Origin of the sequence: Variovorax sp. Sphag1AA, from assembly GCF_014192575.1 — a bacterium.
Classification (GTDB): domain Bacteria; phylum Pseudomonadota; class Gammaproteobacteria; order Burkholderiales; family Burkholderiaceae_C; genus Variovorax.
In genome coordinates this window covers 73,038-99,924 of record NZ_JACHYC010000012.1, presented here as the reverse complement: position 1 = coordinate 99,924, position 26,887 = coordinate 73,038, and the positions used below count along the sequence as shown (strand labels likewise).

Here is a 26,887-nt window from a genome sequence, read left to right as displayed (position 1 = left end):
GCTACGTTTGGACCGAGAACATCGGCAAGGCGCATCGCGTCGCTGCTGCGATCGAGGCCGGCATGTGCTTCGTCAACAGCCAGAACGTGCGCGATCTGCGCCAGCCTTTCGGCGGCACCAAGGCATCGGGCACGGGGCGCGAAGGTGGCACTTGGAGCTACGAAGTCTTCTGCGAGCCGAAGAACGTGGCGGTGTCGCTCGGCGGGCATCACATTCCGCACTGGGGCGTGTGACATGGGCAAGCTCGCACTCGCCGCCAAGATCACGCACGTCCCCTCGCTGTATCTCAGCGAACTCGATGGCCCGCGCAAGGGCAGCCGTCAGGCCGCCATCGACGGCCATCGCGAAATCGGCCGCCGCTGCCGCGAACTGGGCGTGGACACCATCGTGGTGTTCGACACGCACTGGCTGGTCAACGCGAGCTACCACCTGAACTGCGCGCCGCACTTCAAGGGCATCTATTCGAGCAACGAACTGCCGCACTTCATCAGCAACATGCCGTTCGAGATTCCGGGCAACCCGGAGCTCGGCAAGCTGCTGGCGAAGACGTGCAATGAGTGGGGCGTGGAAACGTTCGCACACGACGCGACCACGCTCGGACCCGAGTACGGCACGCTGGTGCCGATGCGCTACATGAACGAGGACCTGCACTTCAAGGCGATCTGCGTGTCGGCGCTGTGCACCAGCCACTACCTGAACGACAGCGCACGCCTTGGCTGGGCGATGCGCCGTGCGGTGGAAGACCACTATGACGGCACTGTCGCCTTCTTCGCGAGCGGGTCGCTCTCGCATCGCTTTGCGCAGAACGGACTCGCACCGCAGTTCGCCGATCGCATCTGGAGCCCATTGCTTCAACGCATGGATCACGACGTGGTGCAGATGTGGGAGAACGGCGAGTGGGCCGACTTCTGCTCGATGCTGCCGGAGTACGCCGTCAAGGGCCATGGTGAAGGCTTCATGCACGACACCGCGATGGTCCTCGGCGCGCTGGGCTGGTCGGCCTATGACGGCAACGCGGAAGTGGTGACGCCGTACTTCGGCTCGTCGGGCACCGGACAGATCAACGCGATCTTCCCGGTCACGCCGCAGGATGGCCGCGCCATCCCGAAGGCCCAGGCTTCGAGTGCCGAGGGCTTCCAGGCCGTTTCACGCCTCTGAGATCCGCACCCATGACATTCACCACTGAACAGATCACACAACTCGCGCGCGAGCTTCACGAAAGCGAGAAGCGCCGCGTGCAGGTCGAGCACTTCTCCAAGCGCTTCCGCGGCATGACGATCGAGGATGGCTACGCCGTCTCTCGCGCCTGGGTGCAGATGAAACTCGCCGAAGGCCGCAAGACCATCGGCCACAAGATCGGGCTCACTTCTCGCGCCATGCAGGTGGCCAGCCAGATCCACGAGCCCGACTATGGGACGCTGCTCGACGACATGCTGTTCGAGCCGGGCGACATTCCAACGTCGCGCTTCATCGCACCGCGCGTCGAAGTCGAACTCGCGTTCGTCCTCAAGAGGAAGCTGGAGGGATCGCAGATCTCCGTGCAGGACGTCATCGACGCGACCGAGTACGTGACGCCGGCCATCGAGATCATCGATTCGCGCATCGAGCAGTTCGATCGCCACACGAAGGTGATGCGCAAGGTCTACGACACCATCAGCGACAACGCAGCCAATGCCGGCATCGTGCTTGGCGGCCGCAAGATGCATCCGCGCGAGCTGGACTTGCCCTGGTGCGGCGCGATCCTCCGGCAGAACGGTGCCGTCGAAGAGACCGGCCTCGCGGCTGGCGTGCAGGGCGATCCTGCGATTGGCGTCGCATGGCTCTCGATGAAGCTCGCTCCGTGGGGTGAATGCCTGGAGGCCGGCGAGATCGTTCTGGCCGGCTCGTTCACCCGTCCTGTGGCAGCAAAGCAAGGCGACGTGTTTGACGCCGACTACGGTCAACTCGGCCGCTTCCAGTTCCGCTTTGTCTGAGGAGCCCTATCGATGATTCAACTGAAAGACCCTTCCCTCCTGCGTTCGGCGGCATACATCGCCGGCGAATGGTGCAACGCAGACAGCGGACTCACCATCAGCGTGCGCAACCCCGCCACTGGCGAAGTAGTCGGCACGGTGCCCAAGGCAGGCGCAGTCGAGACCCAGCGCGCCATCGAAGCCGCTGATCGCGCCTTCAAGCCGTGGCGCGCGACAACGGCCGAGTACCGCGCACGCATCCTGCGCCGCTGGTTCGACCTGATGAACGAGCATCAGGACGACCTCGCGCTGATCATGACGCTTGAACAAGGCAAGCCCCTCGCGGAAGCCAAAGGCGAGATCGCCTACGCCGCCGCCTATGTCGAGTGGTTCGCGGAGGAAGCACGTCGTACCTATGGTGATCTGATTCCTTCACCATGGGCCGACCGCGACATCGTGATCCGCAAGGAGCCGGTCGGTGTGTGCGCGGCAGTCACGCCGTGGAACTTCCCGGCGGCGATGATCACGCGCAAGGTGGCACCGGCACTTGCGGCTGGCTGCACGATGATCGTCAAGCCCGCATCGCAGACGCCGTTGTCGGCGCTCGCGCTGGCTGAGCTTGCATCGCGAGCCGGCGTTCCTGCTGGCGTATTGAGCGTCATCACGGGTAGCGCAGGCGAGATCGGCGGTGCGCTGACCAGCAGCCCTCTGGTGCGCAAGCTCAGCTTCACCGGATCTACCGAAGTCGGCCGCACGCTTGCGGCGCAATGCGCACCGACGCTCAAGCGGCTGTCGCTCGAGCTGGGCGGCAATGCGCCTTTCATCGTCTTCGACGACGCGGATCTCGAAGCGGCGGTCGAAGGTGCGATCGCATCGAAGTACCGCAACAGCGGCCAGACCTGCGTGTGCGCCAACCGCTTTCTGGTGCAGTCGGGTGTCTATGACCGCTTCGCCGATATGCTGGCTGCGGCCGTCTCGCGGCTTCAGGTCGGCAACGGCGTGGATGCCGGCGTGCAGCAGGGGCCGCTCATCGATGCGCCTTCGCTGGCGAAGGTGGAAGAGCTCGTTGCCGAAGCGGTTCAATCGGGCGCCAAGGTGGCGATCGGCGGAAGGCGCCACGCGCTCGGCGGCACCTTCTACGAACCCACGGTGCTGACAAACGTTGCACCTGATGCTCGCGTCGTCAACGAGGAGATCTTCGGCCCGGTTGCGCCGCTGGTCCGCTTCGAGACGGAAGACGATGCGATCGCCATCGCCAATAGCAGCGAGTTCGGCCTGGCGTCGTACTTCTTCTCGCGCGACCTTGCCCGCGTCTGGCGCGTGGCAGGCGCGATCGAGGCCGGCATGGTCGGCGTGAACACCGGCCTGATCAGCACCGCCGTGGCACCCTTCGGCGGCGTCAAGCAGTCGGGCATGGGCCGCGAGGGCTCCAAATTCGGCCTCGACGAATACATGGAAACCAAGTACGTCTGCCTCGGCGGACTCAAGCCGTAGTCATCACGAAAGATCACGATGGAATCAGAAGCAAAGATCCGCAAAGACCTCGCCGCCTGCTACCGGTTGTTCGACTGGCTCGGCTGGACGGAACTGATCTTCAACCACATCACGGTGCGCGTGCCCACGCTGGAGGGCGACAAGCCCGAATATTTGATCAACCCCTTCGGCCTGCACTACGCCGAAGTCACGCCCGAGAACCTCGTGCGCATCGATATCGACGGCACGCCGCGCGGTGGAAGCACCGGCCAGGTGAACCGCGCAGGCTTCGTGATCCACAGCGCGATCCATTCGGCGCGTAACGACGCGCACTGCATCATGCATGTGCACACCACGGCCGGGTGCGCAGTGGCGTCGAAGGAATCGGGCCTGCGCCACGACAACTTCTACAGCGCCATGCTGTACGACGATGTCGCCTATCACGACTACGAAGGCGTGACGACCAACCTGGACGAGCAGCCGCGCCTCGTAAAGTCGCTCGGCAAGCGCAACCACCTGATCCTGCGAAACCATGGCCTGCTGGTGGTCGGTCCGGACATCCCGACCACCTTCAACCGGCTGTGGGTGCTGCAGCGCGCCTGCGAGATCCAACTCGCTTCGGATGCCGGCAGCGGGCCGAACCGCGCCATCCCGGAATCGATCCTGCGCACCGTGCCGGAGACACGCGTCGCGGGCAAGGGCGAAGTCCATCGCGTCATCTTCGACACGATGCTCAGGCGCGCCGGCATTTCGTTCTGACCGATCACCCCACTTCAACAAATTGACGGAGACAACCGTGCGCCCTTCCTTTGCCCAAAAGCTTCTGTGTGCGATCAGCCTGACCACCGCGGCGCTCGGCGTCTGCGCACAAGGCTTTCCTTCCCGGCCGATCACCATCATTGCGCCCTTCGCGGCCGGCGGATCGGCGGACGGCATCGCGCGTATCGTGGCCCGCGAGCTCCAGCAGACGCTGGGCCAGTCCGTCGTCGTGGACAACAGGCCGGGCGCCGGCGGCGCGACCGGACTGATCGTGGTGGCGAATACCAAGCCCGATGGCTACACCATCGGCATGGGTGCGGCGGGGGCGATCGTCATCGGCCCTCACCTGCCCGATGCGCCACCGCTGAATCCGGAGAAGCAACTCCAGCCGCTGGCCAAGCTGGCGGATATTCCGCTGGTGCTCGTCTCGGGCGCCAATTCCGGCTACGGCAATCTGCAAGCGTTGCTGAACGCAGCGAAGACCACCGAAGTGCCCGTTGGCAATGCGGGCCAGTACACAGCACATCACCTCTCCGCCGAACTGCTGGCGAGCACGACGAAGACCAAGCTCCCCGCGATTCCGTACCGCGGCAGCGCACCGGCGGTGACCGACGTCATCGGCGGCCAGGTTCCGCTCGCCATGGTGGACTTGACCTCGGTGGCCGGGCAACTGAAGGCGGGCACCGTGAGGGCGCTGGGCGTCACGAGCGCAAAGCGATCGAAGCTGGCACCCGAGATCCCGAGCATTTCCGAAGCCGTCCCCGGTTACGCCGCGCCTGGCTGGCTGGGCATGTTCGCGCCGAAGGGGGTTCCGGCCGACGTGAGCGACAAGCTTGCGAAGAGCATCCAGACCGTGCTGGAGAAGCCTGAGGTGCAGGCGCAGATCCTCAATCTGGCGGCCGAACCGGCCTACCTCGGTCCCAAGCCGTTCACCGCCTTCATCGACGCCGAATCCCGGCGCTGGGCGACCGTGATCGCCGGCCTGCCCAAGCAACCGCAGAAATAGGCAATCACCGATCGATCGCCAAAGGCAATCGCGATTCGCGATGCCGGCTAGGCGTTTGCGCCGCTTGCCGACAGCATCGCAAGGTTCAACTCACTGAAATCTCACATGCCCAATTTCGCTCGGCGCACTCTGCTTGCTTGTGGTTTGTCCCTCATCGCCGTGGCCGGCGCGTCGCATGCCCAGACGCTCCCGCCGACGATCAAGCTCATCGTCCCCTACCCGCCCGGTGGAAGCGTCGACACGCTGGCGCGACTGATCGCGCAGCCGCTGCAGGAGCAGCTCAAGACCACCGTGGTCGTCGACAACAAGCCGGGCGCCGGTGGGCGCATCTCGGCGTCGCAACTCAAGCGATCGCCTGCGGACGGCAGCGTGATCCTCATCGCGCCGAATGCCCTGACCACCATCCAGTCGCTCGTGTATGCGGGGCAGCTCGACTACAAGGTGATGGATGACTTCATTCCCTTGTCGCGCCTCACCAGCTTTCCGATCAGCCTCGCAGTGCCTGCCACGAGCTCATTCAAGACTGCACCCCAACTCGTCGCCGCGATGAAGGGTGCGAAGGAAGCGAACTACGGCACCTCGGGCGCGGGCGGCCTCGCGCACTTCGCCGGGCTCGAATTCGGCAAGGCGACGGGCATCGAGTGGACGCACGTGGCCTACAAGGGCGGCGCGCCACTGATCACCGATCTGATCGGCGGGCATCTGCCGGTAGCGATCGACACGCTGGTCGACCAGATCGAGCACCAGCGCGGCGGCAAGATCCGCGTGCTCGGAATCTTCAGCGACAAGCGCTACTCGCTGGCGCCGGACGTCCCCACCCTGGCCGAACAGGGCATCAAGGTGCCGACGGCCGAAGGCTGGTTCGGTGCCTTCCTGCCGGCCAAGACGCCCGCTGCCGTGGTCACCCAGCTCGATCAGGCAATGGCCAAGGCGATTGCCAATCCGGAGGTGAAGGAAAAGCTGAACAAGCTGGTCCTCCAGACCGCCTATCTCAACTCGGCAGACTTCACCCGGCTGCAGGCCGCAGAGCTCCAGCAGTGGGCGCCGGTGGTGCGGGATTCGGGCTTCAAGCCCGACTGACAGCGTCCAGATCGAGCACGCCCGTCAGGCGTGCGTAGGAGCGCAGCATCGCGACGAGCTGCGCGCCCTCCGGGCTCAGCCGACGGGTGGCCTTCGACACGATGCCCACCTGGTAGGCAAGGTTCGACTGCTCGCGCACCGGGATCTCGATCAGGTTGCCCGCGGTGAGCGGATGCCGCAGCAGCTGCGCGGGCAACCGCGCGACGCAGTCGGATTCGAGCAGCATCGAGATCGCGCCGAACACCGAGTCCGAGACCGCGGCGAACCGGGGTCGACCAAGGCGATGCTGCAGGAAGAGCTCCTGGATGCTTTCGTCCTGGTGCCCCGGGCGCGAAGGATCGCCGACGACGATCCAGTGCGAGTCGACCAGTTCGCTCACGCTCGTGGCGTCGCTCAATGGATGCCCTCGACGCGCGACGATCGCGGCGCTGGTCGAATAGAGCGGCTGGACCTGCAGGTCATCCGACATCGCATCCTGCGGGAGTCTCATCACAGCGAAATCGAGGCGATTGTCGAGCACGGCCGCAACGAGCTCGTTCGACGAGCGCTGGGTCAGGTGGATCGTCGTCTTCGGAAAGGCGTTGCGGAAGTCCTTCAGCACCGCAGGCACGAGCCTGAGCGAAGGCTCGACCGAAGCACCCACCTTGACCTGCTTGGGCGCCGGCCGACGGGCGCGGTTGAGCCACGCTTCGGCCCGATCCGCTTCGTGCAGGACCGCACGCGCATAGGTGACGAACTCCTCACCCTCGGCAGTCAGCGCGATGCCTTGCGAGGTGCGCTCGATCAGCACGATGTCGTGCTCCTCTTCCAGTTTTGCCAGGCTCTTCGTCAATCCGGCCTGGGACACATCCAGCGCACGTGCCGCCGCGCGGTAGCCGCCGTGGGACACCACCGCCAGGAGATCACGAAGTTGCTGCAGTCGCATGACGTTCATGGCAGGTGGCGGCAGCTGATCGCCAAAGGCGATCGCGAAGCGCGCATTGCGCTGGTCAACGCATACCGAACTGACGGACCATTGAATGATGAGTTCATCTATCTCCTATCCCACGCACGTTGCCGCGCTCAAACCCTACGTCCCGGGCCTTCCGATTTCCGCAGTAGCCACTCGCTCGGGCATTGCCGAGGATCGCATCGTCAAGCTCGCATCGAACGAGAACCCGCTGGGTGCCAGCCCCAAGGCGCTGGACGCGCTGTCGCGCGCTGCCATCGATCTTTCGCGCTATCCGGACAGTGACTGTGCGGCGTTGACGGACGCGATCGCGCAGTTCCATGGTGTGCCCCGCGACTGGATCGTCGTGGGGGCCGGCTCCGAAAGCGTGCTCGGCAATCTCGTCTCGACGCTGCTGCAACCGGGCCGCTCGACGGTCTATGCCCAGTACTCCTTCCAGGCCTACGTGAATGCGGCGCAGAAGCTCGGTGCGCGTTCCATCGTCGTGCCGTCGCCCGACTTCGGCATCGACCTGGACGGCCTTGCCAATGCGATCGAACCGTCGACCGCACTCGTCTACATCGCCAATCCCGGCAATCCGACCGGCACGGTGGTCGATCCGGATGCGCTGAAGGCATTCCTGGCCCGCGTTCCTGCACACGTGGTCGTGCTGCTCGACGAGGCGTACTTCGAATTCATGCCGGCGGCGCTGCGCGGCGACTCGGTGGCCTGGGTGCGCCAGCACCCCAACCTCGTGGTCACGCGGACGTTCTCCAAGGCCTACGGCCTCGCAGGATTGCGGATCGGCTACGGCATCGCGCAATCGGGCCTCGCGGACGTGATGCGCCGGGTTCGGTCGCCGTTCACGATCTCGGAGGCCGCGCAAGTCGCCGCGATCGCGGCGCTCGAAGACGTCGGCTTCATCGAAGACACCGTGGCAATGACCGAACAGGGCCGGAAGGCGCTGACCAGCGGGCTCGCCGCCAAGGGCTATCGATGCATCGAGTCCCATACCAACTTCGTCCTGGCCGATGTCGGCGGCGGGGCCGCGTTCGCCGGCAGATTGGAAAAGCATGGCCTGATCGTTCGCCCGGTGACGTCCTACGGCCTGGCCGATTGGGTTCGGATCAGCATCGGCACGCCGGCCGAGATCGACAGGTTTCTCGCGGCGCTCTAGTCCATCGTGGCGCCGGACGCCTTCACGACCGCGCCCCAGCGAGCGGTCTCCGACTTCACGTACGCAGCGAGTTGCTGCGACGGCAGCGTCGGCGGCTCCACGCCATCGGCGGCCAAGCGCTCCTGGATCTCGGGTTGCTTCATGACCTTCTCGAGCGCAGCCGCGTACTTGGCGATCAGCTCCGGCGGCGTGCCAGCCGGTGCAACAAGGCTTTGCCAGGCGACCGCCTGGAAGTCCTTGGTGCCGGGAGCGCCCGACTCGGCAATCGTCGGCACCTCGGGCATGGCGACCTGCCGCTTGGACGAGGTCACGCCCAACGCGCGCAGACGCCCGCCGCGCACATGCGCAAGCGCCGGCGGGATGTCGCTGAACATCAGCTGGATCTGGCCGCCGAGCAGGTCGGTCAACGCGAGCGCACTGCCGCGATACGGCACGTGGGTCAGGTCGGCGCCGGTGGCCGCCTTGAACATCTCGACAGCCAGGTGCTGCGGACTGCCATTGCCCGCGGAGCCATAGCTCAGCTTGCCCGGCTTGGCCTTCGACAATGCGACGAGTTCGCCGATCGTCTTCGCCGGCACCGATGCGTTGACCACGGCAACCAGCGGAACCGAGCCGATCATGCCGATGGGCGTGAAATCCTTGATCGGGTCGTAGCCCAGGCGCTTGTAGAGCCACGGATTGATCGCGAGCGTGGTGCTCGTCGCAACGAGCAGCGTACGGCCGTCGGCCGGTGCATGCGCAGCAAAGGTAGCCCCAAGGCCGCTGCCTGCGCCCGGCTTGTTGTCCACGATGATGTTGGTGCCCAGCAAGGGCGCCATCTCCTTGGCCAGGATGCGCCCGAGCAGGTCGGTCGTTCCACCCGGGGCATAGGGCACCACGAGCGTGATCGGCTTGTCGCCCTGGGCGAATACGTTGGCTGTGGCCGTGGCTGCGGCGACAGTGCCTGCCAGCCGGATGATCGCTTTGCGTCTGTTCATCGAATGTCTCCAGTGCAGCGGGGCGTTCGGCGCCGGGTCTGCAGGTTGGTATTCAGAGGGAATGTCTTTGATTAGAGTTCAAGGGTGTGCGTTTGAGAAATGAATCCTTGCATGTCGATTCATAAGCAACCCTTATCTTCCCTCCCCTCCGTCCGGCAGCTTCGTGCCTTCGTGGCGGTCTATCACACCGGCAGTGTCTCCGCTGCTGCGCAGGAGCTATCGCTCACGCAGCCCGCGGTCACGATGCTGCTGCGCGAACTGGAGACCCGGCTCGGCGTCAGTCTGTTCGATCGCCACACCCGGGCGATTCACCGCACGGATGCCGCAACCCGCGCGATCGGCTATGCGCAAAGGGCCCTCGCCGAAATGGAAGGCCTGTCGACTTCGATGAGCGAGCTGGCCGGACTTCATGCGGGCCGTGTCCGCGTTGTCGCTACCGCAGCGGTCGCACAGGCGATGCTGCCTCCGGCGATGCGCAAGTTCATCGACAAGCACCCCGGCGTCAGCCTGGAGATCGACGAAGTCGCACCGGCGGATTTCGTCAAGGCGATCGAAGCTAACCAGGCGGACTTCGGGGTGGGAACGCTCGAGAGTTCCGAATCCGGTCTTCGCGAGGAAGTGCTGATCCGCGAGACCCTGGTCGCGGCGTCGCTCCCGTCGCCTGCGTTCCCGGGCGGCATTCCGATGACCTGGAAGCAACTGAGCGCGCTTCCGTTGGTGACGGTTCGTTCGGGCTACGGCATCCGGGGCCGCATCGAGGCTGCTGCGCGGGATGCCGGGGTCGAGCTCAAGGTGGCGCACGAGGTCTCCCTGCTCGCAACGGCCGTGGCATTGGCGGCGAACGGCCTCGGCGTGGTCGTGGTGCCGCCATCCATCGTCGCGCACGAGACAAAGCTGGTGACGCAGCGGCTCATCCGGCCGACCATCGAGCGTGTCATCGGCGTCCATTTCCGGCGAGAGCGATCACTCTCGCCGGCGGCCGACGCGTTCCTCCAGGTGCTCAAGCAGCTTGCGGCTGCCGGCTAGGAGAGGCCAAGCCCGGGCATCGGGACGGCCTTGATCAGCCGCGTCTCCTGCGCCGTGATCAAGTGCTCCGATGCCTTCAAGTAGGCGGGGAAGTCCGGGTGCGTGTCGCGTGCCTGGCAGCGCCGCTCGTAGTCGGCCAGATCGTCGTACCCCCACAGATGCACGAACTGGTTGAGCGGGCCGACATGGCTCACGTAGAAGCCCAACGGCGTGCCCAGCGTCTCCATCAGGAACGGCATCGCCATCCGGTTGAAGACCTCCAGAAACTCCGGCATCTTGCGCAACCGGATCGTATAGATGCGCTGATCGACCAGCGGCTTAGGCGGGAATGACATCGGCTTGTCTTGCAGTGGTATTGCTTGTGGTCGTGGAAGAAAGCGACGGCTCGAGCCCTGCCAGATGGCGGCCGGTGATGTAGCCGAAGGTCATGATCGGCCCGAGCGTGATGCCGGCACCGGGGTAGTTGCCGCCCATCACGCTGGCGCGGTCGTTGCCCACTGCGTAGAGGCCTTCGATCGGCTGACGCTGTGCATCGAGCACACGCCCCACCACGTCGGTGCCGATGCCGTCGAAGGTGCCCAGGTCGCCCATCACCACGCGCAGGGCGTAGTAGGGCCCTTGGCCGACCGGCGCCACGCAGGGGTTCGGTTTGTTGTCGGGGTCCGCGAGGTAGCGGTTGAAGGAAGTGGTGCCGCGGCCGAACTGGCGATCTTCGCCATGCACAGCGCCTTCGTTGTACTCGCGCACCGTCTGCTCGAGACCGGCAGGGTCGATGCCGGCCTTCTGCGCAAGCTCGCGCAGCGTCGCGCCCTTGACCAGGTAGCCGTTGCGCACCAGCGGCCCGAGAGGCATCGGCGCCGGCTTGGCATAGCCCAAGCCGTACTTGCCGATCGTGGCCTGGTCGCAGACGAGCCACATACCGGCGTCCGCCCCCTGCCCTGCCGCGACCATCGCGGCGCCCACGTCGTGGTACGAATTCGATTCGTTGGTGAAGCGCTTGCCGTTCGACAGCACGCCGATGATCCCGGGCTTGTAGCGGTCCAGCAGATGCGGGAACGCGCCGTACTCGCCGTTGCCCAGCGGGACCTTCGATGTCGGCATCCAGGCCGCGGGCGAGCTGAAGCGGATCTCCACGCGCCCGCCCACTTTCTCGGCCATCCGCGCGCCGTCACCCGTGTTGCCCCTGGGCACGGGAGAGAAATGCTCACCCCCCGCACGCACGTGCGGATAGGCCTGGGCGATGCGCTGCCGGTCGTGCGAGAAGCCGCCGCCGGCCAGCACAACGCCCTTGCGCGCGATGATGCGCTGCAGCCCTTCGGGGCCCTTCACCAGTGCACCGACGACGCGTCCGTTGTCGGTGATCAGCTCCTGCGCCGGCGTGCTCGTGTGGATCGGGATCTTCAGGTCGAGCGCCGATTTCGCCAGCCGCGCGGCCAGCGCATTGCCGCTCGTCACGTTGATGCCGCGCCGGTAGAGCGCCAGCTCCTTCACATGGTTGAGCAGACGTTTGACGACGTAGCTGAACGAAGTGAAGGACTTGGTGAAGCGGAAGAAGTGCTTGAGGTCCGCGTTGGCGGAGTTGAACATCATCCCGATGAAGGTGATGGTCGCAAGCGGCGGACGCAGTCGCGCCATCTCCGGCCCCAGCCCACGGATGTCGTAGGGCGCGGCGAGGATCGAACGGCCGATGTCCACGCCACCGTCGGCGTCCGGGTGGTAGTCGGGATAGAGCGTGGTGATGAAGTGCACCTCCGTCTCGCGCTCGAAGAAGTCCACCATTTCGGGGCCCTTCTCGATGAAGGCTTCCACCGAAGGCGCGTCGTACCAGCGCCCTGTCTCGGCCTTCATGAAGCGGATCACGGCCTCGCGCGTGTCGGCGTAACCGGCCTTCTTCGCATGCGATGACAGCGGGATCCACAGCACGCCGCCGGAAAACGCCGTGGTGCCGCCGAACACCGGCTCTTTCTCGACGACGACGACATCCAGGCCGTTCTTCCTGGCGGTGATCGCGGTCGAGAGGCCACCGGCACCCGCGCCGATCACCAGCACGTCGCATTCCGTCGTGGGCAGTTCGTTCATGTTCATGCGCTGGCCTCCTGCACCGCTGCGCCGCTGCGAAGCTGATCGAAGTAGTGGCTCATTTCGGCTTCCGCCGCATCAGGATCGCGCTCGCGCATGTGCGTGAGGATCTTCCGACGCACCGGCACCAGTTCGGGACGGGCGCGGAGCGTCGAATCGGTCTGCAGCACATGACGCAACAGCGTTGTGAGCGTCTCCGCCACGACCACCAGTACGTCGTTGTGTGCCGCCTTGGTCACCAGACGGAAGAACTCGATGCTGGCTTCCGCGCGATGCGCCGCATCGGGGTAGTTCTCGATCTCTGCAATGTTGCGTTCGATGGCATCGAAGTCTTCCGTTGCGCCGTTCTGGCAGGCCAGGCGCAGCAGCATGCAATTGATCAGCCGACGCGCCTGGTCGAGGTGGATCGAATCGAGCTGCCCGCTGGCGGCCAGTTCGCGCAGCGACTGCGCCAGCATCATGTAGGCGCCCTTGTAGAACACCAGCGAGGCTTCCTGCCGGCCATGGTCGAACTTCGCCACCTGGCCCAGGAAGAGCACGTGATCGCCCGCGAGATGCTCGGCGAACTTGTCGCATTCGAAAGTGGCCACGCTGCCGGCGATCACCGGCAGCCCGCGATGGCCCGGCGCCCACGCCACGCCTTCGAACTTGTCTGCGATGGCGCCGCTCGCGAAGCGTGCCGACAGGTCCTTCTGGTCTTCGGCCAGCACGTTGATCGCGAAGGACCCGCTCTGCCGGAAGGCCTCCAGGCTCTTGCTGGCGAGCCTGAGCCCCCAGGACACCAGCGGTGGATCGAGCGATACCGAGCTGAACGAGTTGCAGGTGAGCCCGATCGGCGTGCCGTCGGGACCGGTCGTGGTGATGATGGCCACACCAGTCGGGAAGCTGCCGAGCGCGCTGCGGAAGGCCCGCACGTCGAAGGCGTTCTGCATCTCGGTGGACGCGAGGTTCGGAATCGTCATGAGGTCGTTCCAAAAGTTGAATGGTTTGACCATTATAGATATACTGGCCTGCCATTACAACCAAGGGGACCCACCCAATGACTCGTCGAGTTGCCATCATCGGCACCAGCGCGATTCCGGTCGGCCGCCACCAGACCAAGGCGGAAGAGCCGCTTCAGGTGCTGGAGCAGGAGATCATGACGAAGCTGGTGGTCGATGCGGTCGCGGACGCCGGCGTCGAGAAGAAGGACATCGGCAGCCTGGTGCTGACGCTGCCCAGGCCCTACACGCTGCAGAAGTACTTTTCCACCTTCCTTGTCAGCCACCTGCGCCTCCAATGCACCGGCAGCGTGCTTGAGGTCATGGGCAACGGCATGACCGGCGCGGTCTGCTTCGACCGGGCCTGCGACGAAATCCTGCTCGGCCGCACCAACGTCGCACTGGCGGTAGGTATCAATATGGAGGCGGCCACGTCGGCCTCCGAGCATGCGATGAGCAGCATGCGAACCACCGGCGACGTGGACTTCCATGCCTCGGGCGGATTCATCCCGATCAGCTGGTACGCCATGGACGCCATGCGCTACATGCACGAATACGGCGCCACGCGCGAGCATTTCGGCGCGGTCGCGGTCAAGAACCGCTGGCATGCATCGATGAACCCGCTGGCGCAATATCGCAAGCCGATCACGCTGCCGGAGGTGCTGGAGCAGCGCCCCATCGTCGAGCCATTGGGCCTCTACGACGTGCCGGGCCGCAGCGACGGCGCGGCCTGCCTGGTGCTGGCTTCCGAAGAAGTCGCGAAGTCGCTGGGCCGGCCCTATGCGCTGGTGCGCGGACGCGGCTTCTGCCACGACGGCTCGCACCAGATCAACGAAGTGCCCAACGACATGACCGAACTCATCGCCGCCAAGCAGGCGTCGGCCACGGCGTACGCGCAGGCCGGGATCTCCGCCAAGGACATCGACCTGGCCGAGTTCTATGCGCCCTGCACCATCGTCGAGGTGCTCGTGAGCGAGGCGGTCGGTTTCTTCGGCCGCGGTGAAGGCGCGCCCGCAGCAGCGGAAGGCTGCACCAAGCTGGGCGGGCAGATCCCGATCTCGACCTCCGGCGGCCTGACCTCGCGCGGCCATCCGGCGTACGTCACGTCGCTCTACAACTACTGCGAGATGGCGGACCAACTGCGCGGCCGTGCCGGCGAGCGCCAGGTCGCAAATGCGCAGCTGGGCCTCACCACCGGCGAACTCGGCAACTACAACGCCGCACTTGTCCATGTGATGGAGGCCCAACGATGACGCTCGAGATGATTCCCGTGGCGCGCACGCGCGCCTATCCGCCACGCGTGTCGACCTTCACGCAGACCTTCTGGGAAGGCCTTCGCGATGGCCGCTGGCAGAGCACCTGCTGCGAAGCCTGCGGCAAGTTCACCTTTCCGCCCAAGCCCGTGTGCCCGCATTGCTGGTCGCCCAAGATGCAGTGGAAGGAGCTGAGCCAGCGCGGCACGCTCTATTCGTGGACCCGCATCCACGCCGCACCCAAGGTGTTCGTGGACGAGGCGCCCTATGCCGTCTGCGTGGTCGACCTCGACATCGGCCTGCGCATCGCGACCCGGCTCGTCGAGCGCGAGGGCAAGCCGTTCGAGTGCGGCATGCCGGTCGAACTCGTCGTCCTGCAGTACGAGGACGGGCCGCTGCTCGCCTCGCGTCCGCTCTAGCAAAAGGAGTTTCAACTTGTTCTACGAACTACGCACCTACACCTGCGCCCCGGGCAAGCTGCCGGTGGCCCTCAAGCGCTTCGAAACGGCCACCCTCGCGCTGTTCGAGAAGTACGGCATCCGCCGCGTGACGCCGGTATTCACAGTGGCTGTCGGCGAAGACAACATGCAGCTCAAGTACCTGCTTCAGTGGGAATCGCACGAGCAACGCGACCGCGCATGGGCGGCTTTTCGTGCCGATCCCGCCTGGCACAAGGCCCTGGCCGAGTCGGACAAGGACGGCCCGGCGGTCGTGCGGATTGCCAACGAACTGCTCGCTGCAGCCCTTCCGCTGGCCGTTTGAACGGGGCGAGGGACTAGAATCCGCGCCGTGAGCCACGCCGACTTCCGCACCAAAGAAGCCTTCGAATCCTCCCTCGGATTCGAGCCCATCGCCCCTTCGCGCGCGTTCGAAGAGATCGCAGCGCAGATCCGCGATCTCGTGGCCACCGGCCGGCTCAAGCCCGGCGATCGCCTCCCTGCCGAGCGCGATCTTTCCGCCAAGTTCAAGGTCAGCCGCAACACCCTGCGCGAGGCGCTCCGCGCCCTCGAGTTGAGCGGGATGATCGAACTGCGCAAGGGCGCCGCCGGCGGCGCCTTCGTGCTTCCGGGCAACTCCGGCGTGGTCGTCAACGGCCTGCGGGACCTTTATCACCTCGGCGCCATCAAGCCCGAGCACCTCACGGAAGCGCGGGTCTGGCTCAGCGAGATCGTGGTGCGCGTGGCCTGCGAGCGCCTGACGGAAGAGGACCTGAAGGCACTCGAGGCGAACGTGGCGCAGGCCACCAAGGCTGACAAGGCCGGTAACTTCCAGGAACGCGCGGACCTGCACCGCGAGTTCCACAACCTGCTGGCCGCCGCCACCCGGAACCCCATCATCGAGATCACGATGGAAGGCGTGATGGAGGTGATGCGCGAGTTCGTCAAGGCCATCGGCCCGAGCGACAACCCCTACACCCTGCCCTCGCGCCGCCGGCTGCTCAAGCACCTGCGTGCGCGCGATGCCGACGCGGCGGTCGCCGAAATGAACAAGTTCCTGGAACGCCTGCAGGCGAACTACATGGAACTCTGGGGCTCGCGCAAGCAGTGAGTCACGCGGCAGCCTTCGCCGCGAACCGACCCGCCCGCCTTCCCGACGTCACTGCCCAGCAGATGTGATGGCCGTTGCCGGCCAGCAGCAAACCGCCCTGACCTGCGGCCCCTGCCGCGTAGAGCCGGGGGATCACGGTGTCGTCGGCGCGCAGCACCTGGTGCGAGCCGTTGACCGCCAGTCCTCCATCGGTGATGACGATCCTTGCTTCCAGTGGGCCGAGCGCATGCAGCGGTGACTGCCACTGTCGATCACGCAAGGTGCTTTCGAGTGCATCGGCCGGCAGGCCCGTCGCGCGGGCCAGCGCCGCCGGCGTCGCACCAGTGCGGTACAGGTCCTTGCGATGCCGCCGGTAGTCCGGCAGGTACGCAAAGGCCACGCCCGGGGCGGTCGAGACATGGTTCGGCGCCGCCGAAAACTTGCGCGCGAGCGCATCGTCGAACAGCAGCCAGGCCTGCCCGCCCGGCTGCGCGGCAATGGCGAGGCCAGGTGCCTGCTGTTCATCCACGAAACGCTCGCCGTTGCGATTGACCAGCACGGCGCCGCTGCGCAGCAGGCTTGCCTCCGGCCCTAGCGAGGCGGTCATGAAGGACATGACGAAGGGACGGAAGAGCGCGGCTGGCAGCGTCGCAAGCGCCACCGACATGAGCTTTCCGAGCGCCCAAGAAGGCGGCAGCCGCTGCACGAGGCTCGGCTTGGCCGGCGCGCCGAACCGCAGGCCAGGGCCGAAGACCACATCGCCGTTGACGATGCGCGCGCCGATCGCTTCCGCCAGTCGATGGCCGTCACCCGTCGCGGTCGGATTGACGCCTGGGATGTTTTCGAGTTCGGGACGGAAGCGCGCCTTCATCGCGGCACCGTTGCTGTAGTCGCCCGAGCAGAGGACCACACCACGCCGCGCGGTGATCTTCATGCGCCGGCCGCCAACCAGCGCTTCGACACCGCAAACGCCGCCGTCTTCCGCGCGCAGCAGCTCGGTCACCTCTGCGCCGAGCAGCACTCGCACACCGCGGCGCTTTGCTTCCTTCGACAGGTAGTACGGGTAGGCCCGCGAGTTCGGCAGCACGTTGTGCATGCGCGGATGGCGATGCGGCGGATCGGCTGTGGGCCCGTAGAAGCTCAGCCCCAGCGACATCAGCCAGTGCAGCGTGTCGGCCGCGTTGTCGACCAGCAGGCGCCGCAGCGCACGGTTCTCCTGCGACGCGAACGGGCCCATGAAATGGTCCATGTCGTCGAAGTGCTCGTCGGGCGAATCGATGATGCCGGCGTGCTGCTGCAGGCGTGAGCCCGCCGCATTGATGGAGCCGACGGACAGCCGGCTGCTGCCGCCCGGGATCGGGTTCTTCTCAAGCACCAGTACGCTGGCGCCCGCCGCTGCAGCCTCGATGGCAGCCGCAAGGCCGGAAGCACCGCCGCCCACTACGACGACATCGGCCGCCTCAACATCGCCCCCTTGGCGAGAGGACGACCCGCTCACACGATCTTCACTTCCTGCATCAGATACACGCCCACGGGCGCGAGGAACGGGTCTTCGAAGACCAACCTGCGCCCGGGCGGCGACTCCAGCGCAGTGCGCGCAGAAGCTGCATCGTCGAACCACAGTTCGCTCACCGCTTCGGCACCGGATGGATCGCCCGACGGCACGCCGGCCGCCACGGGATGGGCGCGGTCCACCACGAAGTTCTGGACGAATCGACGGGCACCCGGCAACGCACGGGTGGCGTCACGGTTCGCCGCTACCCACTGCTCACGCAGGCCGGCCGACGGCGCATCTGAACGCCGCGTCGACACCCACATCAGCTTGGTCGGCGCGTTCTCACCCGCCAACAGTTCATCCGCTTCGATCACGAGGATGGTGATGCCGCCCTGGAACTTCGGAATGTCGAGCTTGCAGGCCGCGTACTCCGGCGAGGCATCGGACACCTCCATCGCCGCGATGCTCGGAAAAGAGAGCTGCGCGATGCCGTCGATCGCCTGCACGGGCGAATTCGGCGACTCGTACAAGCGTTCGCGGATGTGATTCTGTCGATAGGTGCCGAGCCCCGGCAGCTTGGCCGCCAACGGCCCGTGCACGCCAAGCCAGTGGCTCGCGAACTGCGCCGGCGTCACATCCGCTCGCCGACTGAACAGCGCACACCGATAGACCGTCACTTGAGTTCCTTGCCCGCATGCTCCCCTTCGAGGAAGCGGTTGGGCTTGAGGAAGAAGGACAGCACCAGCGCGCCGCCGGGCGAGCGCGCCAGATGCCGGTTGCCCTTCGGGCGCCAGACGTAGTCGCCCTCGCGCACCTCGCCCTCGTCGTCGACGATGCTGCCTTCGAGCACGTAGGTCTGCTCGACCTCCACGTGCTCGTGCAGCGGCAGCTGCGTGCCCGGCTGCCAGCGGAACAGCGCCGTCAGCAAGCCGCTGGCGTCGTCCTGCATCAGTACCTTCATCTCGATGCCAGGCGTGGGCGTGGGCTTCCAGGGCAGGCTTGCCACGTCCACGTAGCGGGAGGCATCCTCCGCCAGCCCATCGTGCCGGGGATGAAAGGGCGTGATGGTCGTCATCGCCCTGTCTGTCAGAACTTGTAGCCGTACTTGGCGGCGACTTCCTTGAAGCCGAACACGCGCGCGGCGTTCTCACCCAGCACCTTGCGGCGCGACACCTCGCTCATGTGGCCCATCTGCCGTTCGATGGCCTGGGCCGAATGCGGCCAGGTGCCTTCGTGGTGCGGATAGTCGTTGGCCCACATGAAGTTGTCCTGCAGGCCGTGCTCTTCCATCAGGCCGAGGCCGGCGCGGTCCTCGCCGAAGGTCGCGAAGCCGCGTGCCTTGAAGTAGTCCGAAGGCAGCATCTTCAGCTTCGGCCGCACCCAGAAGTGGTGCTTCAGATAGGCCTCGTCCATGGCGTCGAGCATCCATGGCACCCAGCCGATACCGGCCTCGACGCTGCCGAAGCGCAGTTCCGGGAAGCGTTCGGCCACGCCGGCCGCGCAGATGTTCACCAGCGGCTCCAGCGTCGGCGACAGCGAGTGCACCACGTAGTTCACCACCGCACCGCCATTGCCGCGGGTGGTGCGCGGGTCCTTGCCGGTGGAGACGTGGAACGTGGCCGGCACGCCCGCTTCGACGAAACGCGCCCACATCGGGTCGAACTCGACCTTGTTGTAGTTGAGCTCGTTGGTCTTCGGCGGGCCGAAGAGCGGCTTGCACGGCAACGTGAAATGACGGAAGCCCAGCTTCAGGCAGCGGTCGATTTCCTTGAGCGTCGCCTCGATGTTGCCGGTGGCCAGCGCCGCTGCGGGCGACAGGCGTTCGACGTGAGGACCGAAGTTCTCCCAGGCCCAGGTGTTGTAGACCTCGCACTGTGCATGGGCGAAGTCGGGGTCGAACGTGTACCACATGCCCAGGCCCTTGCCGGGGAAGATGATCTCGCCGTCGATGCCGTCGAGCTCCAGGTCATGCAGCCGCTGCTCGACGCTCGGGCCACGCTCGGAGGCGGTGGCGCCGGCCTTGGAACGGGCCAGATCTTCGCCCTCCAGCTTGGCAAGGATCAGGCGGTCAGGCTGCTCCGACGCTTCCATCTTGCGCCACTGCACGCCCTTCTCGTCGATCCACACCTTGGGCAGGCGGTCGCGGTACTTGGCGTCGATGCGCTCGGCCCACAGGTTGCCCGGCTCGTTGGCATGCGTGTCCGCCGAGATCATCAGGTACTTGTTGGCGGCTCCGGGCTGAGGCGACTTCTCCCATCCGGCGGAGCCGGGGGTGTTCAGGCGCCATTGATTGGCTTCGTTGACGACGATCTCGGTCATGACGGGGGTCCTCGGTGGGATTGCGTGGAAGGTTGAACCACTAGATTTGAATGGTTTGACCATTCTAAACAGCGAAAAACCCCTGTCAAGCCCCGAAGCGAGGCAAGCCCGCGCAAAGCGGGCCGGAAATCAGCGTGTTTTCTTGGGAGCCGGCGCAGGCTCGGGCACGGCGTCCATGCCCTCCTGCACGATCGTCAGGTATTCGTCCATGCCCTTGGCGGCGGCCTTGGCATCGCGGGCCCGCATCGCCTTGAGGATGCGGCGACGCACCGGCACTAGTTCAGGACGCGCCTTTCGGCCGGTGCGGTCGATCACGTAGCGGATGATGTCCGACAGCGAATCCACCAGCATCGAGAGCACTTCGTTACGCGTCGCGCGGGCGATCAGACCAAAGAAGCGAACGCCCTCGTCGGCGCGCTGCGGGAGGTCCTCGCTCTTCTCGATCTCCATCATGTTCTGCTCGATGGCGGCAAAGTCTTCTTCTGTCGCGCGCTCGCAGGCCAACTCGATCACCATGCCGTTGATCAATCTTCGCGCCTCGGCAAGGCCGGCCAGCGACACGCGCCCGAGGATCATCAAGTCCTGCAGTGACTGGGTGAGAAGCGCCGGGTTGCCGTCGCGGATGAATGCACCACCCTTCACACCCTTCTGCAGGGAAACGACGCCGGATATCTCGAGCGTGCGCAACGCCTCTCGCACCGCCGGCCGGCTGACCTGAAACTCCACCGCCAGGTCGCGTTCGGCCGGCAGCTTGTCGCCGGGCTTGAGCACGCCGGAAGCGAGGCGCTTTCGGATCTGCTCACAGATCTCCTCGAAGACACGGCGCGTCTTCACCTCCTGGAAGGACAGCTGCGGAATGGGTTGCATGACTGGACTCGACATAGTTGTGTTGAGCGAGGATAGCCCAAGGCCACCAAGGGTCGGACTGCTCAATCTCATGGACTTGCAATGGACTGACCATTACACTTCATCCATGGCCACCCCTCCCCAGATCCACGACATTCCCGCCGGCCGCGTGCTGGTCTTCGATTCCGCCACCTATGTTGAGAGCCACGTTGCCCATGCGCCGGAGACCAGCGGCGGCGTGGTCGTCAACGCCTCGTACAGCGGCGTGCTTTGTGCGCGCATGGTGATGCGCGCCCGGCCGCAGGCCGTCATCGGGCTGGACTGCGCCATCGGCAAGGACGGCGCAGGCATCGCTGGCCTCTGGTATTACGAAGCGCTGGGCGTACCCGCTGCCGCAGCCGACGTGATGACCGCCGAGATGGGCAACGGTGCCGACCTGTACGACCACGGCATCGTCAGCCGCGTGAACGACGCTGCGCAGGCGCTGGGCATCGTGCAGGGCATGACGGTTCGCGACGCCGCGCGGTGCATGCTGACCGGCGAGAACAAGCCTGCGACCTTCGATCCCGCACGCCGCCTGGTGATCCACACCGCCGACAGTGGCCGCAGCATCGTGTGCACCGATTCCATCGCCTATGCCCTGCCGGAGGACCGCGAGCGCAATGTGCTGTGCACCGCCGGTCATACAGGGCGAAGCGTCATCGGGTACTTCCGTGACTTCCGGCCCTGGGCCTTCATCTGCTCCGACGGCGGCGGCGGCAAGAACGACAGCGGCCTGAGTGCGCTCGAGGCAGTGGAACCCGACGGCATCGCCGGCGCCAGCGTCAGCGCGTTGACCGCACGCATGGGCGACGGCCAGAGCACGTATTTCGACGGCGTGATCAGCGCCGCCAACCGCATCGCCCGCGACAAGGGCGTGCGCGTCGGGCAGTCCGCCCGCGAGGCCGCCTTGCTGCTCCTGGCCTGAGCCTTACAAACCCCTGGAGAAACTGGATGAAGTCCGAAACCCCTTCCGGCCCGTTGCGCGGCCTGCGCGTCGTCGAGTTCGCCGGCATCGGCCCCGGTCCCTTCGCGTGCATGCTGCTGTCCGACATGGGCGCGGATGTCGTCTCTATCGACCGGCCCGGCAAGAAGCTTGGCGAGCCGCACAACATCACCGGCCGCGGACGCAGCGTGGTGCTGGCCGATCTGAAGGACGCTGCCGCGCGCGAGCAGGTCTTCCAGTTGCTGGAGAAGGCCGACGTGCTGATCGAAGGCTATCGCCCCGGCGTGATGGAGCGCCTCGGCTTCGGCCCGGATGCCGTGCTCGCGCGCAATCCGCGCATCGTCTATGGCCGGATGACGGGCTGGGGCCAGGAGGGCCCGCTCGCGCAGGCTGCGGGTCACGACCTCAACTACATCGCCATCAGCGGCGCGCTCCACGCCATCGGGCCGAAGGGCGGCGCGCCGGTGCCGCCGCTGAACCTGATCGGCGACTACGGCGGCGGCAGCCTCTACCTGATCGTCGGCGTGCTGGCCGCGCTGCGCGAAGCAAACCTTTCCGGCCACGGCCAGGTGGTGGACGCAGCAATGACCGACGGTGCGGCCTCGCTCATGACCAACTTCGTGAGCCAGCAGATGCGCGGCGTGTTCGGCGAAACGCGGGGCAGCAATCTGCTGGACGGCGGCGCACCCTATTACCGCGTCTACGAGACCGCAGACGGCGAGCACGTCACACTGGGTGCCATCGAGCCGCAGTTCTTCTCGGAGTTCTGTGAGCGCGTGGGCGTGCCTTCCGAGCTGCATCGCGCGCAGAACGACCGCGCGCAATGGCCTCGTCTGCACGATGAGTTCGCCCGCATCTTCAAGCAGAAGACGCAGCAGGAATGGACGGACGCGCTGGAAGGCACAGATGTGTGCTTCGCCCCAGTGCTGCCCCTGTCGCGGGCGCAACTGCATCCGCACAACCGCGCGCGCAACACCTTCGTCGAGGTAGAGGGCGTCCGCCAGCCTGCACCCGCGCCGCGCTTCTCCCGCACCCCTTCGCAGATCCAGGGCCCGGCGCCGAAACAGCCGACGCCCTCGGCGGACGTTCTCGCTCGCTGGCAATGAGCGCCGCGCCGAGCGCGCCGGTCCGGCTGCTCGCGGCAGCCGCCTTCTTCAGCGCCGCGGCACTTCGGGTTTGCGATTCGCTGTTGCCGCGCTTCGCGCTTGAGTTCGAGCGCAGCGCCGGCGAAGCGGGCCGCCTGATCGTCGCGTTCGCCGTCGCCTACGGACTCATGCAACTGCTGTCCGGCCCGCTCGCGGACCGCTTCGGCAAGCAGCGCTTGATGACTTTCGCGCTCGCGGGCTGTGGTCTTACTTCAACAGCAGCCGCATTCGCAGGCTCGTTCGACACGCTGCTGGCCTGGCGCGCACTGTGGGGCATGGCGGCAGCCGGCATCGTGCCGCTCTCGATGGCCTGGATCGGCGACGCGGTTGCCTACGAGGCTCGCCAGGCGACACTCGCACGCCTGTTGCTCGGCACGCTGTCGGGCATGGTGATCGGCCAGCTGCTGGGCGGGCTGTTCGCGGAGACGGCGCTGGGTTGGCGCGGGGCCTTCGGGGTACTCAGCATCGGCTACTGGGTCGTGGGCGGGCTCCTATGGCGCGATGCAGCACGAACGAAGACGATGCGTGCACCTGCTGCAAGCCGCAGAGGCATCAGCGTCGTGATTGCACAGCCGTGGGCTCGCGTCGTACTGCTGGCGGTGTTCATCGAGGGCGTATTTCTGCTCGGTGCACTCAGCTACCTGCCGACCTATCTCCATGCCCGAGAAGGCCTCGGCCTCGCCGCTGCCTCGGCCGTCGCGGCGCTCTACGCGGTGGGTGGGCTGGTCTACGCGATCTGCGCGCGACGCGTCGTCGGCACGCTCGGCGAGATCCGGATGGCGGCAGCCGGCGGGCTGTTGATGGCCACCGCGCTTGCAGGCCTGTGGCTGCTGCCGCACTGGTCGGCCGCGGCGCCGCTGTCGGTGCTTCTCGGCTTCGGCACCTACCTGTATCACAACACCCTGCAGACGCATGCGACGCAGATGGCTCCAGAGGCGCGCGGCAGTGCGGTCTCGCTGTTTTCGTTCTGCCTGTTTGCCGGCCAGTCCGTGGGTGTCGTGGCCTTCGGCGGCACGGTCGACCTGCACGCGTATGCCGCCCTTCTGCTGCTGCCCGCGGTGGCCCTCGCCATCGTGGGAGCCGGCTTCGCCGCTCTGCTTCGGCGGCGACTCAGCGTCGCCGGATAGCGAAGGCGCCGCCGGCCGCCAGCAGCACCGACACGGCCCAGAACACCGTGATCATCCCGACCGCCGAGCCCAGTGCGCCGAACAACATCGGCAGGAAAGTCTGGCTCGCACTGGTGATGGTGGATCGCACGCCGACCGCCTCGCCGATGCGGTCCTCGGGCGAGTGGCTGTGCACGAGCGCCATCGAGACGGGCTGACCGCAGCCAAGGCTCATCCCCAGAAGGAAGGACGCCAGCAGCAGCGGTCCGAAGGCACTCAGGAGCGGGAAGGCCAGGTAGCCCAGCGCCGTGACGAACAGCGCACCGGCCATGGTGGCCCATTCGCCAGCGCCGCGCGAGATGCGTGGCAGCACCAGGCGAATCGCAAAGGTCCCGACGCCGAAGGCGCCCATCAACACGCCCGTGCTGGTCGCGCTCAGCCCGGCTCGCACACCCTGCAGCGGCGCGAGGAAGGTGAACAGATCCCAACCCATGGAAAGCAGGCCGCTGACGAGGAACACCGCGCGCAGCGGCCGGTGAGCCAGCAGATCGACGAGCCGCGGCTGCGCTTGCGCACCATCGCCGGTCGACGCCAGACGATACCGGCGTGCCGCGCGGCGCAGCAGCACCATGCTCGCGAGCGAGAAGGCACACAAGACCAGGAAGGCCCATCGATGCCCGGCGTGATCGATGACGACGCCAGCGAGCATCGGCCCCGTGAGCCCCGACAGCGAGAACGCGACGGCCATTGCGGAGAAGGCATCGGTGCGGCGCTCCGGTGTGCTGGCGCGGCCGATCGCCAGGTTGATCGCGACATGCGCCGACATGTAGCCCGTGCCCGTGAGCACGCTCGCGACGAAGAGCGAAGGCATCGAAGGCCACGCGCCGACCAGCAGGCCACCCGCCAGCAGCAGCGCGAGGCCGCCTGCCGCAAAGGGCACATAGCCGATGCGATCGGACCAGCGGCCGATCTTCACCGCGGCCAGCATGGGCACGATCATCACGAGCCCCAGGAGGGTGCCGATCGCGAGCGGCGACGCATGCAGTGCGACCGCATGCAGCGTGATCGTGAAGCGGTTGCCGGAGAACGCCGCGTGCCCGATCGCGAGCGCGACGATCAGCCCGAGCGGCAAGCCGCTCGAATCTAGGCCACGCAGCGCCACTGCATCAGCGTGTACGGCGGATCGGCCTGCGGATGGTGCTCGAAGACGCCCTCCACCTCGGCGCCGATCACCACGTCCTGCATCGGATCGCCGAGCAGATTGCCCAGCATGCGCACGCTGCCGGCCTCCGGCAGTTCGACCAGCACAACGAGGTACGGCCCCGCGCCCTTCAGGCAGGGATGCACGGGGTGCCAGACTCGCTCCCAGCTGTAGATGCGGCCGCGTGGCGCGACCTCGACCCAGTCCGGATCGAAACGATGGCAGCGATGGCAGAGCCATTCCGGGCCGAACTGCCATGTGCCGCAGCCGCCGCAACGCTGCACTCGCAAGCGGTCTTCCTTCAGGCCACTCCAGTAGGGCTTCGACAGGCCGTCGGCCTCGGGGACGGGGATCGGCAAGCCGGGCGGCAGGTAGGTTTCGGTGCTCACAACACGGCCTCCGATCCGAGCATCAAATTGCTGACGGGCGTGACCATGGGCCCGCCGATGACCAGCGCCACGTCGTTGCGCGGCGCTTGTGCGGTGGAGGTGCCGCGCACCTGGCGCACCGCCTCCAGGACGAGCTCGAAGCCGTGCATGTAGCACTCGGCGAGATTGCCACCGCTGGTGTTGAGCGGCAGCTTGCCGCTGGGCGACAGCAGGTTCTCGAGTCGCAGGAAATCGTTGGCCTCGTCCGGATGGAAGAAACCATGCTCGGCCAGTGCCATCAGCACACCGCCGGTGAAGTTCTCGTAGCTCTGCACCACGCCCACGTCCTTGGGAGTGACACCGGCCATCTGGTAGAGGTTGGGCGCCACGGTGGCAAAGCTGGAGCTCGCGTAGTTGGGCGTGTTGTGCGGCACCGCGGCCACGCGCTCGTCCGACCCGGTGGCCGCGCCGAGGACATACACCGGCCTATTAGGAAAGTCCTTCGCCCGTTCCGCCGGCACCATGATCACCGCAGCCGCACCGTCGTTCTCCATGCAGCAGTCGAACAGATGGAAGGGCTCGACGATCCAGCGCGAGTCGTCGTACTGCGCCTCGGTCAACGGCTTGCCATGCATCACGGCACGCGGATTGCGCTGGGCATGCGCATAGGACGCCATCGCGATCGCGCGCAGCGCCTCTTGCTTGACGCCGTGTTCGTGCATGAAGCGACGCGCCTTCATTGCGAACTTCTGGCCGGGCGACAGCACGCCGTAAGGAGCCTGCCAGGCCATGTCGCCGGAAATCGTGGGCGCGGTAGGCGCCTGCCCGAAGCGGCCGAACTGCCCCTGTGCCAGTGCGCGAAAAGCGACGACGCAATCCGACAAGCCCGACGCCACGGCGGCCGCTCCATTGGCAATCGCCGCGCAATTGCCCCCGCCCCCGCCGCCCCATTGCATGGTGGTGGAGCGCAGTTGCGGCAGCCCCAGCGCTGCAGCCAGCCGCGAGGGATCGTTGCGATCGTTGCTGTACGAGGCGAAGCCGTCGATCTCGCGCGGGTCCATTCCAGCGTCCTGACAGGCGGCGAGGACCGCCTTGAGCGCCAGCTTGAACTCGGCATCGGGCGACTGCCCGTGGCGGTAGTAGGTCGTCTCGCCGATGCCGACGATGGCGACGCGACCGCGCAATGTTCGGTTGTCCATGCTCAA

29 protein-coding genes are annotated in these 26,887 nt (G+C 66.3%); 16 read left to right on the top strand and 13 right to left on the bottom strand.

Annotated elements, in window-relative coordinates:
* The 7 genes from FHW64_RS32610 to FHW64_RS32580 all read left to right on the top strand — a co-directional run.
* Positions 1-233, top strand: a 233-nt coding sequence (locus FHW64_RS32610; protein ID WP_184530500.1) for an aldehyde dehydrogenase family protein, incomplete at its 5' end; no start/stop codon positions are given.
* Between the two features lies 1 nt (position 234).
* Entirely contained in the window at positions 235-1,158 is a 924-nt protein-coding gene (gene hpaD, locus FHW64_RS32605; protein WP_184533345.1) for a 3,4-dihydroxyphenylacetate 2,3-dioxygenase, read from the top strand.
* An 11-nt stretch (positions 1,159-1,169) separates the two neighbouring features.
* Positions 1,170-1,973 carry a 2-oxo-hept-4-ene-1,7-dioate hydratase gene (gene hpaH, locus FHW64_RS32600; protein ID WP_184533343.1) on the top strand — a complete coding sequence of 268 codons (804 nt, stop codon included), beginning with the start codon at positions 1,170-1,172 and terminating at the stop codon, positions 1,971-1,973.
* A gap of 12 nt (positions 1,974-1,985) precedes the next feature.
* Positions 1,986-3,446 carry an NAD-dependent succinate-semialdehyde dehydrogenase gene (locus FHW64_RS32595; RefSeq protein ID WP_184533342.1) on the top strand — a complete coding sequence of 487 codons (1,461 nt, stop codon included), beginning with the start codon at positions 1,986-1,988 and terminating at the stop codon, positions 3,444-3,446.
* An 18-nt stretch (positions 3,447-3,464) separates the two neighbouring features.
* Positions 3,465-4,184 carry a class II aldolase/adducin family protein gene (locus FHW64_RS32590; protein ID WP_184533340.1) on the top strand — a complete coding sequence of 240 codons (720 nt, stop codon included), beginning with the start codon at positions 3,465-3,467 and terminating at the stop codon, positions 4,182-4,184.
* 37 nt (positions 4,185-4,221) lie between these two features.
* Complete coding sequence (locus FHW64_RS32585; RefSeq protein ID WP_184533338.1) at positions 4,222-5,190, top strand: tripartite tricarboxylate transporter substrate binding protein; 969 nt, start codon at positions 4,222-4,224, stop codon at positions 5,188-5,190.
* Between the two features lie 105 nt (positions 5,191-5,295).
* Positions 5,296-6,270: a tripartite tricarboxylate transporter substrate binding protein gene (locus FHW64_RS32580; protein ID WP_184533336.1), complete on the top strand. Its 975-nt coding sequence runs from the start codon at positions 5,296-5,298 to the stop codon at positions 6,268-6,270.
* Here FHW64_RS32580 and FHW64_RS32575 read toward each other — a convergent pair.
* Positions 6,257-7,204: a LysR family transcriptional regulator gene (locus tag FHW64_RS32575; RefSeq protein WP_260306537.1), complete on the bottom strand. Its 948-nt coding sequence runs from the start codon at positions 7,202-7,204 to the stop codon at positions 6,257-6,259. The genes FHW64_RS32580 and FHW64_RS32575 overlap by 14 nt on opposite strands.
* Before the next feature lie 85 nt (positions 7,205-7,289).
* Here FHW64_RS32575 and hisC point away from each other — a divergent pair, with 85 nt between their 5' ends.
* Positions 7,290-8,375, top strand: a complete 1,086-nt coding sequence (hisC, locus tag FHW64_RS32570) for a histidinol-phosphate transaminase (RefSeq protein ID WP_311733428.1) — start codon at positions 7,290-7,292, stop codon at positions 8,373-8,375.
* Here the strand turns inward: hisC and FHW64_RS32565 are convergent.
* Positions 8,372-9,352, bottom strand: a complete 981-nt coding sequence (locus FHW64_RS32565) for a tripartite tricarboxylate transporter substrate binding protein (protein WP_184533334.1) — start codon at positions 9,350-9,352, stop codon at positions 8,372-8,374. The genes hisC and FHW64_RS32565 overlap by 4 nt on opposite strands.
* A 111-nt stretch (positions 9,353-9,463) precedes the next feature.
* Here FHW64_RS32565 and FHW64_RS32560 point away from each other — a divergent pair, with 111 nt between their 5' ends.
* A complete protein-coding gene (locus FHW64_RS32560) occupies positions 9,464-10,378 on the top strand; it encodes a LysR family transcriptional regulator (RefSeq protein WP_184533332.1) in 915 nt (304 codons plus the stop codon).
* On the opposite strand, the gene FHW64_RS32555 is transcribed toward FHW64_RS32560, so the two are convergent.
* The 3 genes from FHW64_RS32555 to FHW64_RS32545 are packed head-to-tail and all read right to left on the bottom strand — an operon-like array spanning position 10,375 to position 13,419.
* Entirely contained in the window at positions 10,375-10,713 is a 339-nt protein-coding gene (locus FHW64_RS32555; RefSeq protein ID WP_184533330.1) for an NIPSNAP family protein, read from the bottom strand. The genes FHW64_RS32560 and FHW64_RS32555 overlap by 4 nt on opposite strands.
* Entirely contained in the window at positions 10,697-12,463 is a 1,767-nt protein-coding gene (locus tag FHW64_RS32550; protein WP_409350667.1) for an FAD-dependent oxidoreductase, read from the bottom strand. The genes FHW64_RS32555 and FHW64_RS32550 overlap by 17 nt, the downstream gene beginning before the upstream one ends.
* The gene (locus FHW64_RS32545) at positions 12,460-13,419 is read right to left on the bottom strand and encodes a flavin reductase (RefSeq protein WP_184533328.1); all 960 of its coding nucleotides are present in this window, start codon (positions 13,417-13,419) and stop codon (positions 12,460-12,462) included. The genes FHW64_RS32550 and FHW64_RS32545 overlap by 4 nt, the downstream gene beginning before the upstream one ends.
* A gap of 77 nt (positions 13,420-13,496) precedes the next feature.
* On the opposite strand from FHW64_RS32545, the gene FHW64_RS32540 reads away from it, so the two are divergent.
* Genes FHW64_RS32540 through FHW64_RS32525 form a run of 4 tightly spaced genes read left to right on the top strand, consistent with a single transcriptional unit; the run spans position 13,497 to position 16,238 of the window.
* Entirely contained in the window at positions 13,497-14,690 is a 1,194-nt protein-coding gene (locus FHW64_RS32540; RefSeq protein ID WP_184533326.1) for a thiolase family protein, read from the top strand.
* Entirely contained in the window at positions 14,687-15,109 is a 423-nt protein-coding gene (locus FHW64_RS32535) for a Zn-ribbon domain-containing OB-fold protein (protein ID WP_184533324.1), read from the top strand. Before FHW64_RS32540 ends, FHW64_RS32535 begins: the two co-directional genes overlap by 4 nt.
* A 16-nt stretch (positions 15,110-15,125) precedes the next feature.
* The gene (locus FHW64_RS32530; protein ID WP_184533322.1) at positions 15,126-15,452 is read left to right on the top strand and encodes an NIPSNAP family protein; all 327 of its coding nucleotides are present in this window, start codon (positions 15,126-15,128) and stop codon (positions 15,450-15,452) included.
* 27 nt (positions 15,453-15,479) lie between these two features.
* On the top strand, positions 15,480-16,238 hold the full coding sequence (locus FHW64_RS32525) for an FCD domain-containing protein (RefSeq protein ID WP_184533320.1): 759 nt from the start codon (positions 15,480-15,482) through the stop codon (positions 16,236-16,238).
* Between the two features lies 1 nt (position 16,239).
* Here FHW64_RS32525 and FHW64_RS32520 read toward each other — a convergent pair whose 3' ends face one another.
* From FHW64_RS32520 to FHW64_RS32500, 5 genes are all read right to left on the bottom strand, one after another.
* Positions 16,240-17,715: an FAD-dependent oxidoreductase gene (locus tag FHW64_RS32520; protein WP_184533318.1), complete on the bottom strand. Its 1,476-nt coding sequence runs from the start codon at positions 17,713-17,715 to the stop codon at positions 16,240-16,242.
* Complete coding sequence (locus FHW64_RS32515; RefSeq protein WP_184533316.1) at positions 17,712-18,389, bottom strand: EthD family reductase; 678 nt, start codon at positions 18,387-18,389, stop codon at positions 17,712-17,714. Before FHW64_RS32515 ends, FHW64_RS32520 begins: the two co-directional genes overlap by 4 nt.
* Entirely contained in the window at positions 18,386-18,787 is a 402-nt protein-coding gene (locus FHW64_RS32510; protein ID WP_184533314.1) for a cupin domain-containing protein, read from the bottom strand. The genes FHW64_RS32515 and FHW64_RS32510 overlap by 4 nt, the downstream gene beginning before the upstream one ends.
* Positions 18,788-18,798: 11 nt before the next feature.
* Entirely contained in the window at positions 18,799-20,031 is a 1,233-nt protein-coding gene (locus FHW64_RS32505; protein WP_184533312.1) for an amidohydrolase family protein, read from the bottom strand.
* A gap of 129 nt (positions 20,032-20,160) precedes the next feature.
* Entirely contained in the window at positions 20,161-20,898 is a 738-nt protein-coding gene (locus FHW64_RS32500) for a FadR/GntR family transcriptional regulator (RefSeq protein ID WP_184533310.1), read from the bottom strand.
* Positions 20,899-21,004: 106 nt separating this feature from the next.
* On the opposite strand from FHW64_RS32500, the gene FHW64_RS32495 reads away from it, so the two are divergent.
* From FHW64_RS32495 to FHW64_RS32485, 3 genes are read left to right on the top strand one after another with little or no spacing between them, the layout of a single operon-like run.
* On the top strand, positions 21,005-21,844 hold the full coding sequence (locus tag FHW64_RS32495) for a hypothetical protein (RefSeq protein WP_184533308.1): 840 nt from the start codon (positions 21,005-21,007) through the stop codon (positions 21,842-21,844).
* A 26-nt stretch (positions 21,845-21,870) separates the two neighbouring features.
* Entirely contained in the window at positions 21,871-22,968 is a 1,098-nt protein-coding gene (locus FHW64_RS32490; RefSeq protein WP_184533307.1) for a CaiB/BaiF CoA-transferase family protein, read from the top strand.
* The gene (locus FHW64_RS32485; protein ID WP_184533305.1) at positions 22,965-24,134 is read left to right on the top strand and encodes an MFS transporter; all 1,170 of its coding nucleotides are present in this window, start codon (positions 22,965-22,967) and stop codon (positions 24,132-24,134) included. Before FHW64_RS32490 ends, FHW64_RS32485 begins: the two co-directional genes overlap by 4 nt.
* On the opposite strand, the gene FHW64_RS32480 is transcribed toward FHW64_RS32485, so the two are convergent.
* From FHW64_RS32480 to FHW64_RS32470, 3 genes are read right to left on the bottom strand one after another with little or no spacing between them, the layout of a single operon-like run.
* Positions 24,118-25,275 carry an MFS transporter gene (locus tag FHW64_RS32480; protein ID WP_184533303.1) on the bottom strand — a complete coding sequence of 386 codons (1,158 nt, stop codon included), beginning with the start codon at positions 25,273-25,275 and terminating at the stop codon, positions 24,118-24,120. The two genes, FHW64_RS32485 and FHW64_RS32480, sit on opposite strands and share 17 nt — an antisense overlap.
* Positions 25,257-25,703 (bottom strand): OB-fold domain-containing protein, encoded by a 447-nt coding sequence (locus tag FHW64_RS32475; protein WP_184533302.1) that lies wholly within the window; start codon positions 25,701-25,703, stop codon positions 25,257-25,259. The genes FHW64_RS32480 and FHW64_RS32475 overlap by 19 nt, the downstream gene beginning before the upstream one ends.
* Positions 25,700-26,881: a thiolase C-terminal domain-containing protein gene (locus tag FHW64_RS32470; protein WP_184533300.1), complete on the bottom strand. Its 1,182-nt coding sequence runs from the start codon at positions 26,879-26,881 to the stop codon at positions 25,700-25,702. The genes FHW64_RS32475 and FHW64_RS32470 overlap by 4 nt, the downstream gene beginning before the upstream one ends.
* Between the last annotated feature and the right edge of the window lie 6 nt (positions 26,882-26,887).

Bases quoted from the DNA above. Each gene is read 5' to 3' on its own strand.
- hpaD (WP_184533345.1), top strand. From the start codon at position 235: ATGGGCAAGCTCGCACTCGCCGCCAAGATCACGCACGTCCCCTCGCTG.
- hpaH (WP_184533343.1), top strand. From the start codon at position 1,170: ATGACATTCACCACTGAACAGATCACACAACTCGCGCGCGAGCTTCAC.
- FHW64_RS32595 (WP_184533342.1), top strand. From the start codon at position 1,986: ATGATTCAACTGAAAGACCCTTCCCTCCTGCGTTCGGCGGCATACATC.
- FHW64_RS32590 (WP_184533340.1), top strand. From the start codon at position 3,465: ATGGAATCAGAAGCAAAGATCCGCAAAGACCTCGCCGCCTGCTACCGG.
- FHW64_RS32580 (WP_184533336.1), top strand. From the start codon at position 5,296: ATGCCCAATTTCGCTCGGCGCACTCTGCTTGCTTGTGGTTTGTCCCTC.
- FHW64_RS32575 (WP_260306537.1), bottom strand. From the start codon at position 7,204: ATGAACGTCATGCGACTGCAGCAACTTCGTGATCTCCTGGCGGTGGTG.
- hisC (WP_311733428.1), top strand. From the start codon at position 7,290: ATGATGAGTTCATCTATCTCCTATCCCACGCACGTTGCCGCGCTCAAA.
- FHW64_RS32565 (WP_184533334.1), bottom strand. From the start codon at position 9,352: ATGAACAGACGCAAAGCGATCATCCGGCTGGCAGGCACTGTCGCCGCA.
- FHW64_RS32560 (WP_184533332.1), top strand. From the start codon at position 9,464: ATGTCGATTCATAAGCAACCCTTATCTTCCCTCCCCTCCGTCCGGCAG.
- FHW64_RS32555 (WP_184533330.1), bottom strand. From the start codon at position 10,713: ATGTCATTCCCGCCTAAGCCGCTGGTCGATCAGCGCATCTATACGATC.
- FHW64_RS32550 (WP_409350667.1), bottom strand. From the start codon at position 12,463: ATGAACATGAACGAACTGCCCACGACGGAATGCGACGTGCTGGTGATC.
- FHW64_RS32545 (WP_184533328.1), bottom strand. From the start codon at position 13,419: ATGACGATTCCGAACCTCGCGTCCACCGAGATGCAGAACGCCTTCGAC.
- FHW64_RS32540 (WP_184533326.1), top strand. From the start codon at position 13,497: ATGACTCGTCGAGTTGCCATCATCGGCACCAGCGCGATTCCGGTCGGC.
- FHW64_RS32535 (WP_184533324.1), top strand. From the start codon at position 14,687: ATGACGCTCGAGATGATTCCCGTGGCGCGCACGCGCGCCTATCCGCCA.
- FHW64_RS32510 (WP_184533314.1), bottom strand. From the start codon at position 18,787: ATGACGACCATCACGCCCTTTCATCCCCGGCACGATGGGCTGGCGGAG.
- FHW64_RS32505 (WP_184533312.1), bottom strand. From the start codon at position 20,031: ATGACCGAGATCGTCGTCAACGAAGCCAATCAATGGCGCCTGAACACC.
- FHW64_RS32500 (WP_184533310.1), bottom strand. From the start codon at position 20,898: ATGCAACCCATTCCGCAGCTGTCCTTCCAGGAGGTGAAGACGCGCCGT.
- FHW64_RS32495 (WP_184533308.1), top strand. From the start codon at position 21,005: ATGGCCACCCCTCCCCAGATCCACGACATTCCCGCCGGCCGCGTGCTG.
- FHW64_RS32490 (WP_184533307.1), top strand. From the start codon at position 21,871: ATGAAGTCCGAAACCCCTTCCGGCCCGTTGCGCGGCCTGCGCGTCGTC.
- FHW64_RS32485 (WP_184533305.1), top strand. From the start codon at position 22,965: ATGAGCGCCGCGCCGAGCGCGCCGGTCCGGCTGCTCGCGGCAGCCGCC.
- FHW64_RS32470 (WP_184533300.1), bottom strand. From the start codon at position 26,881: ATGGACAACCGAACATTGCGCGGTCGCGTCGCCATCGTCGGCATCGGC.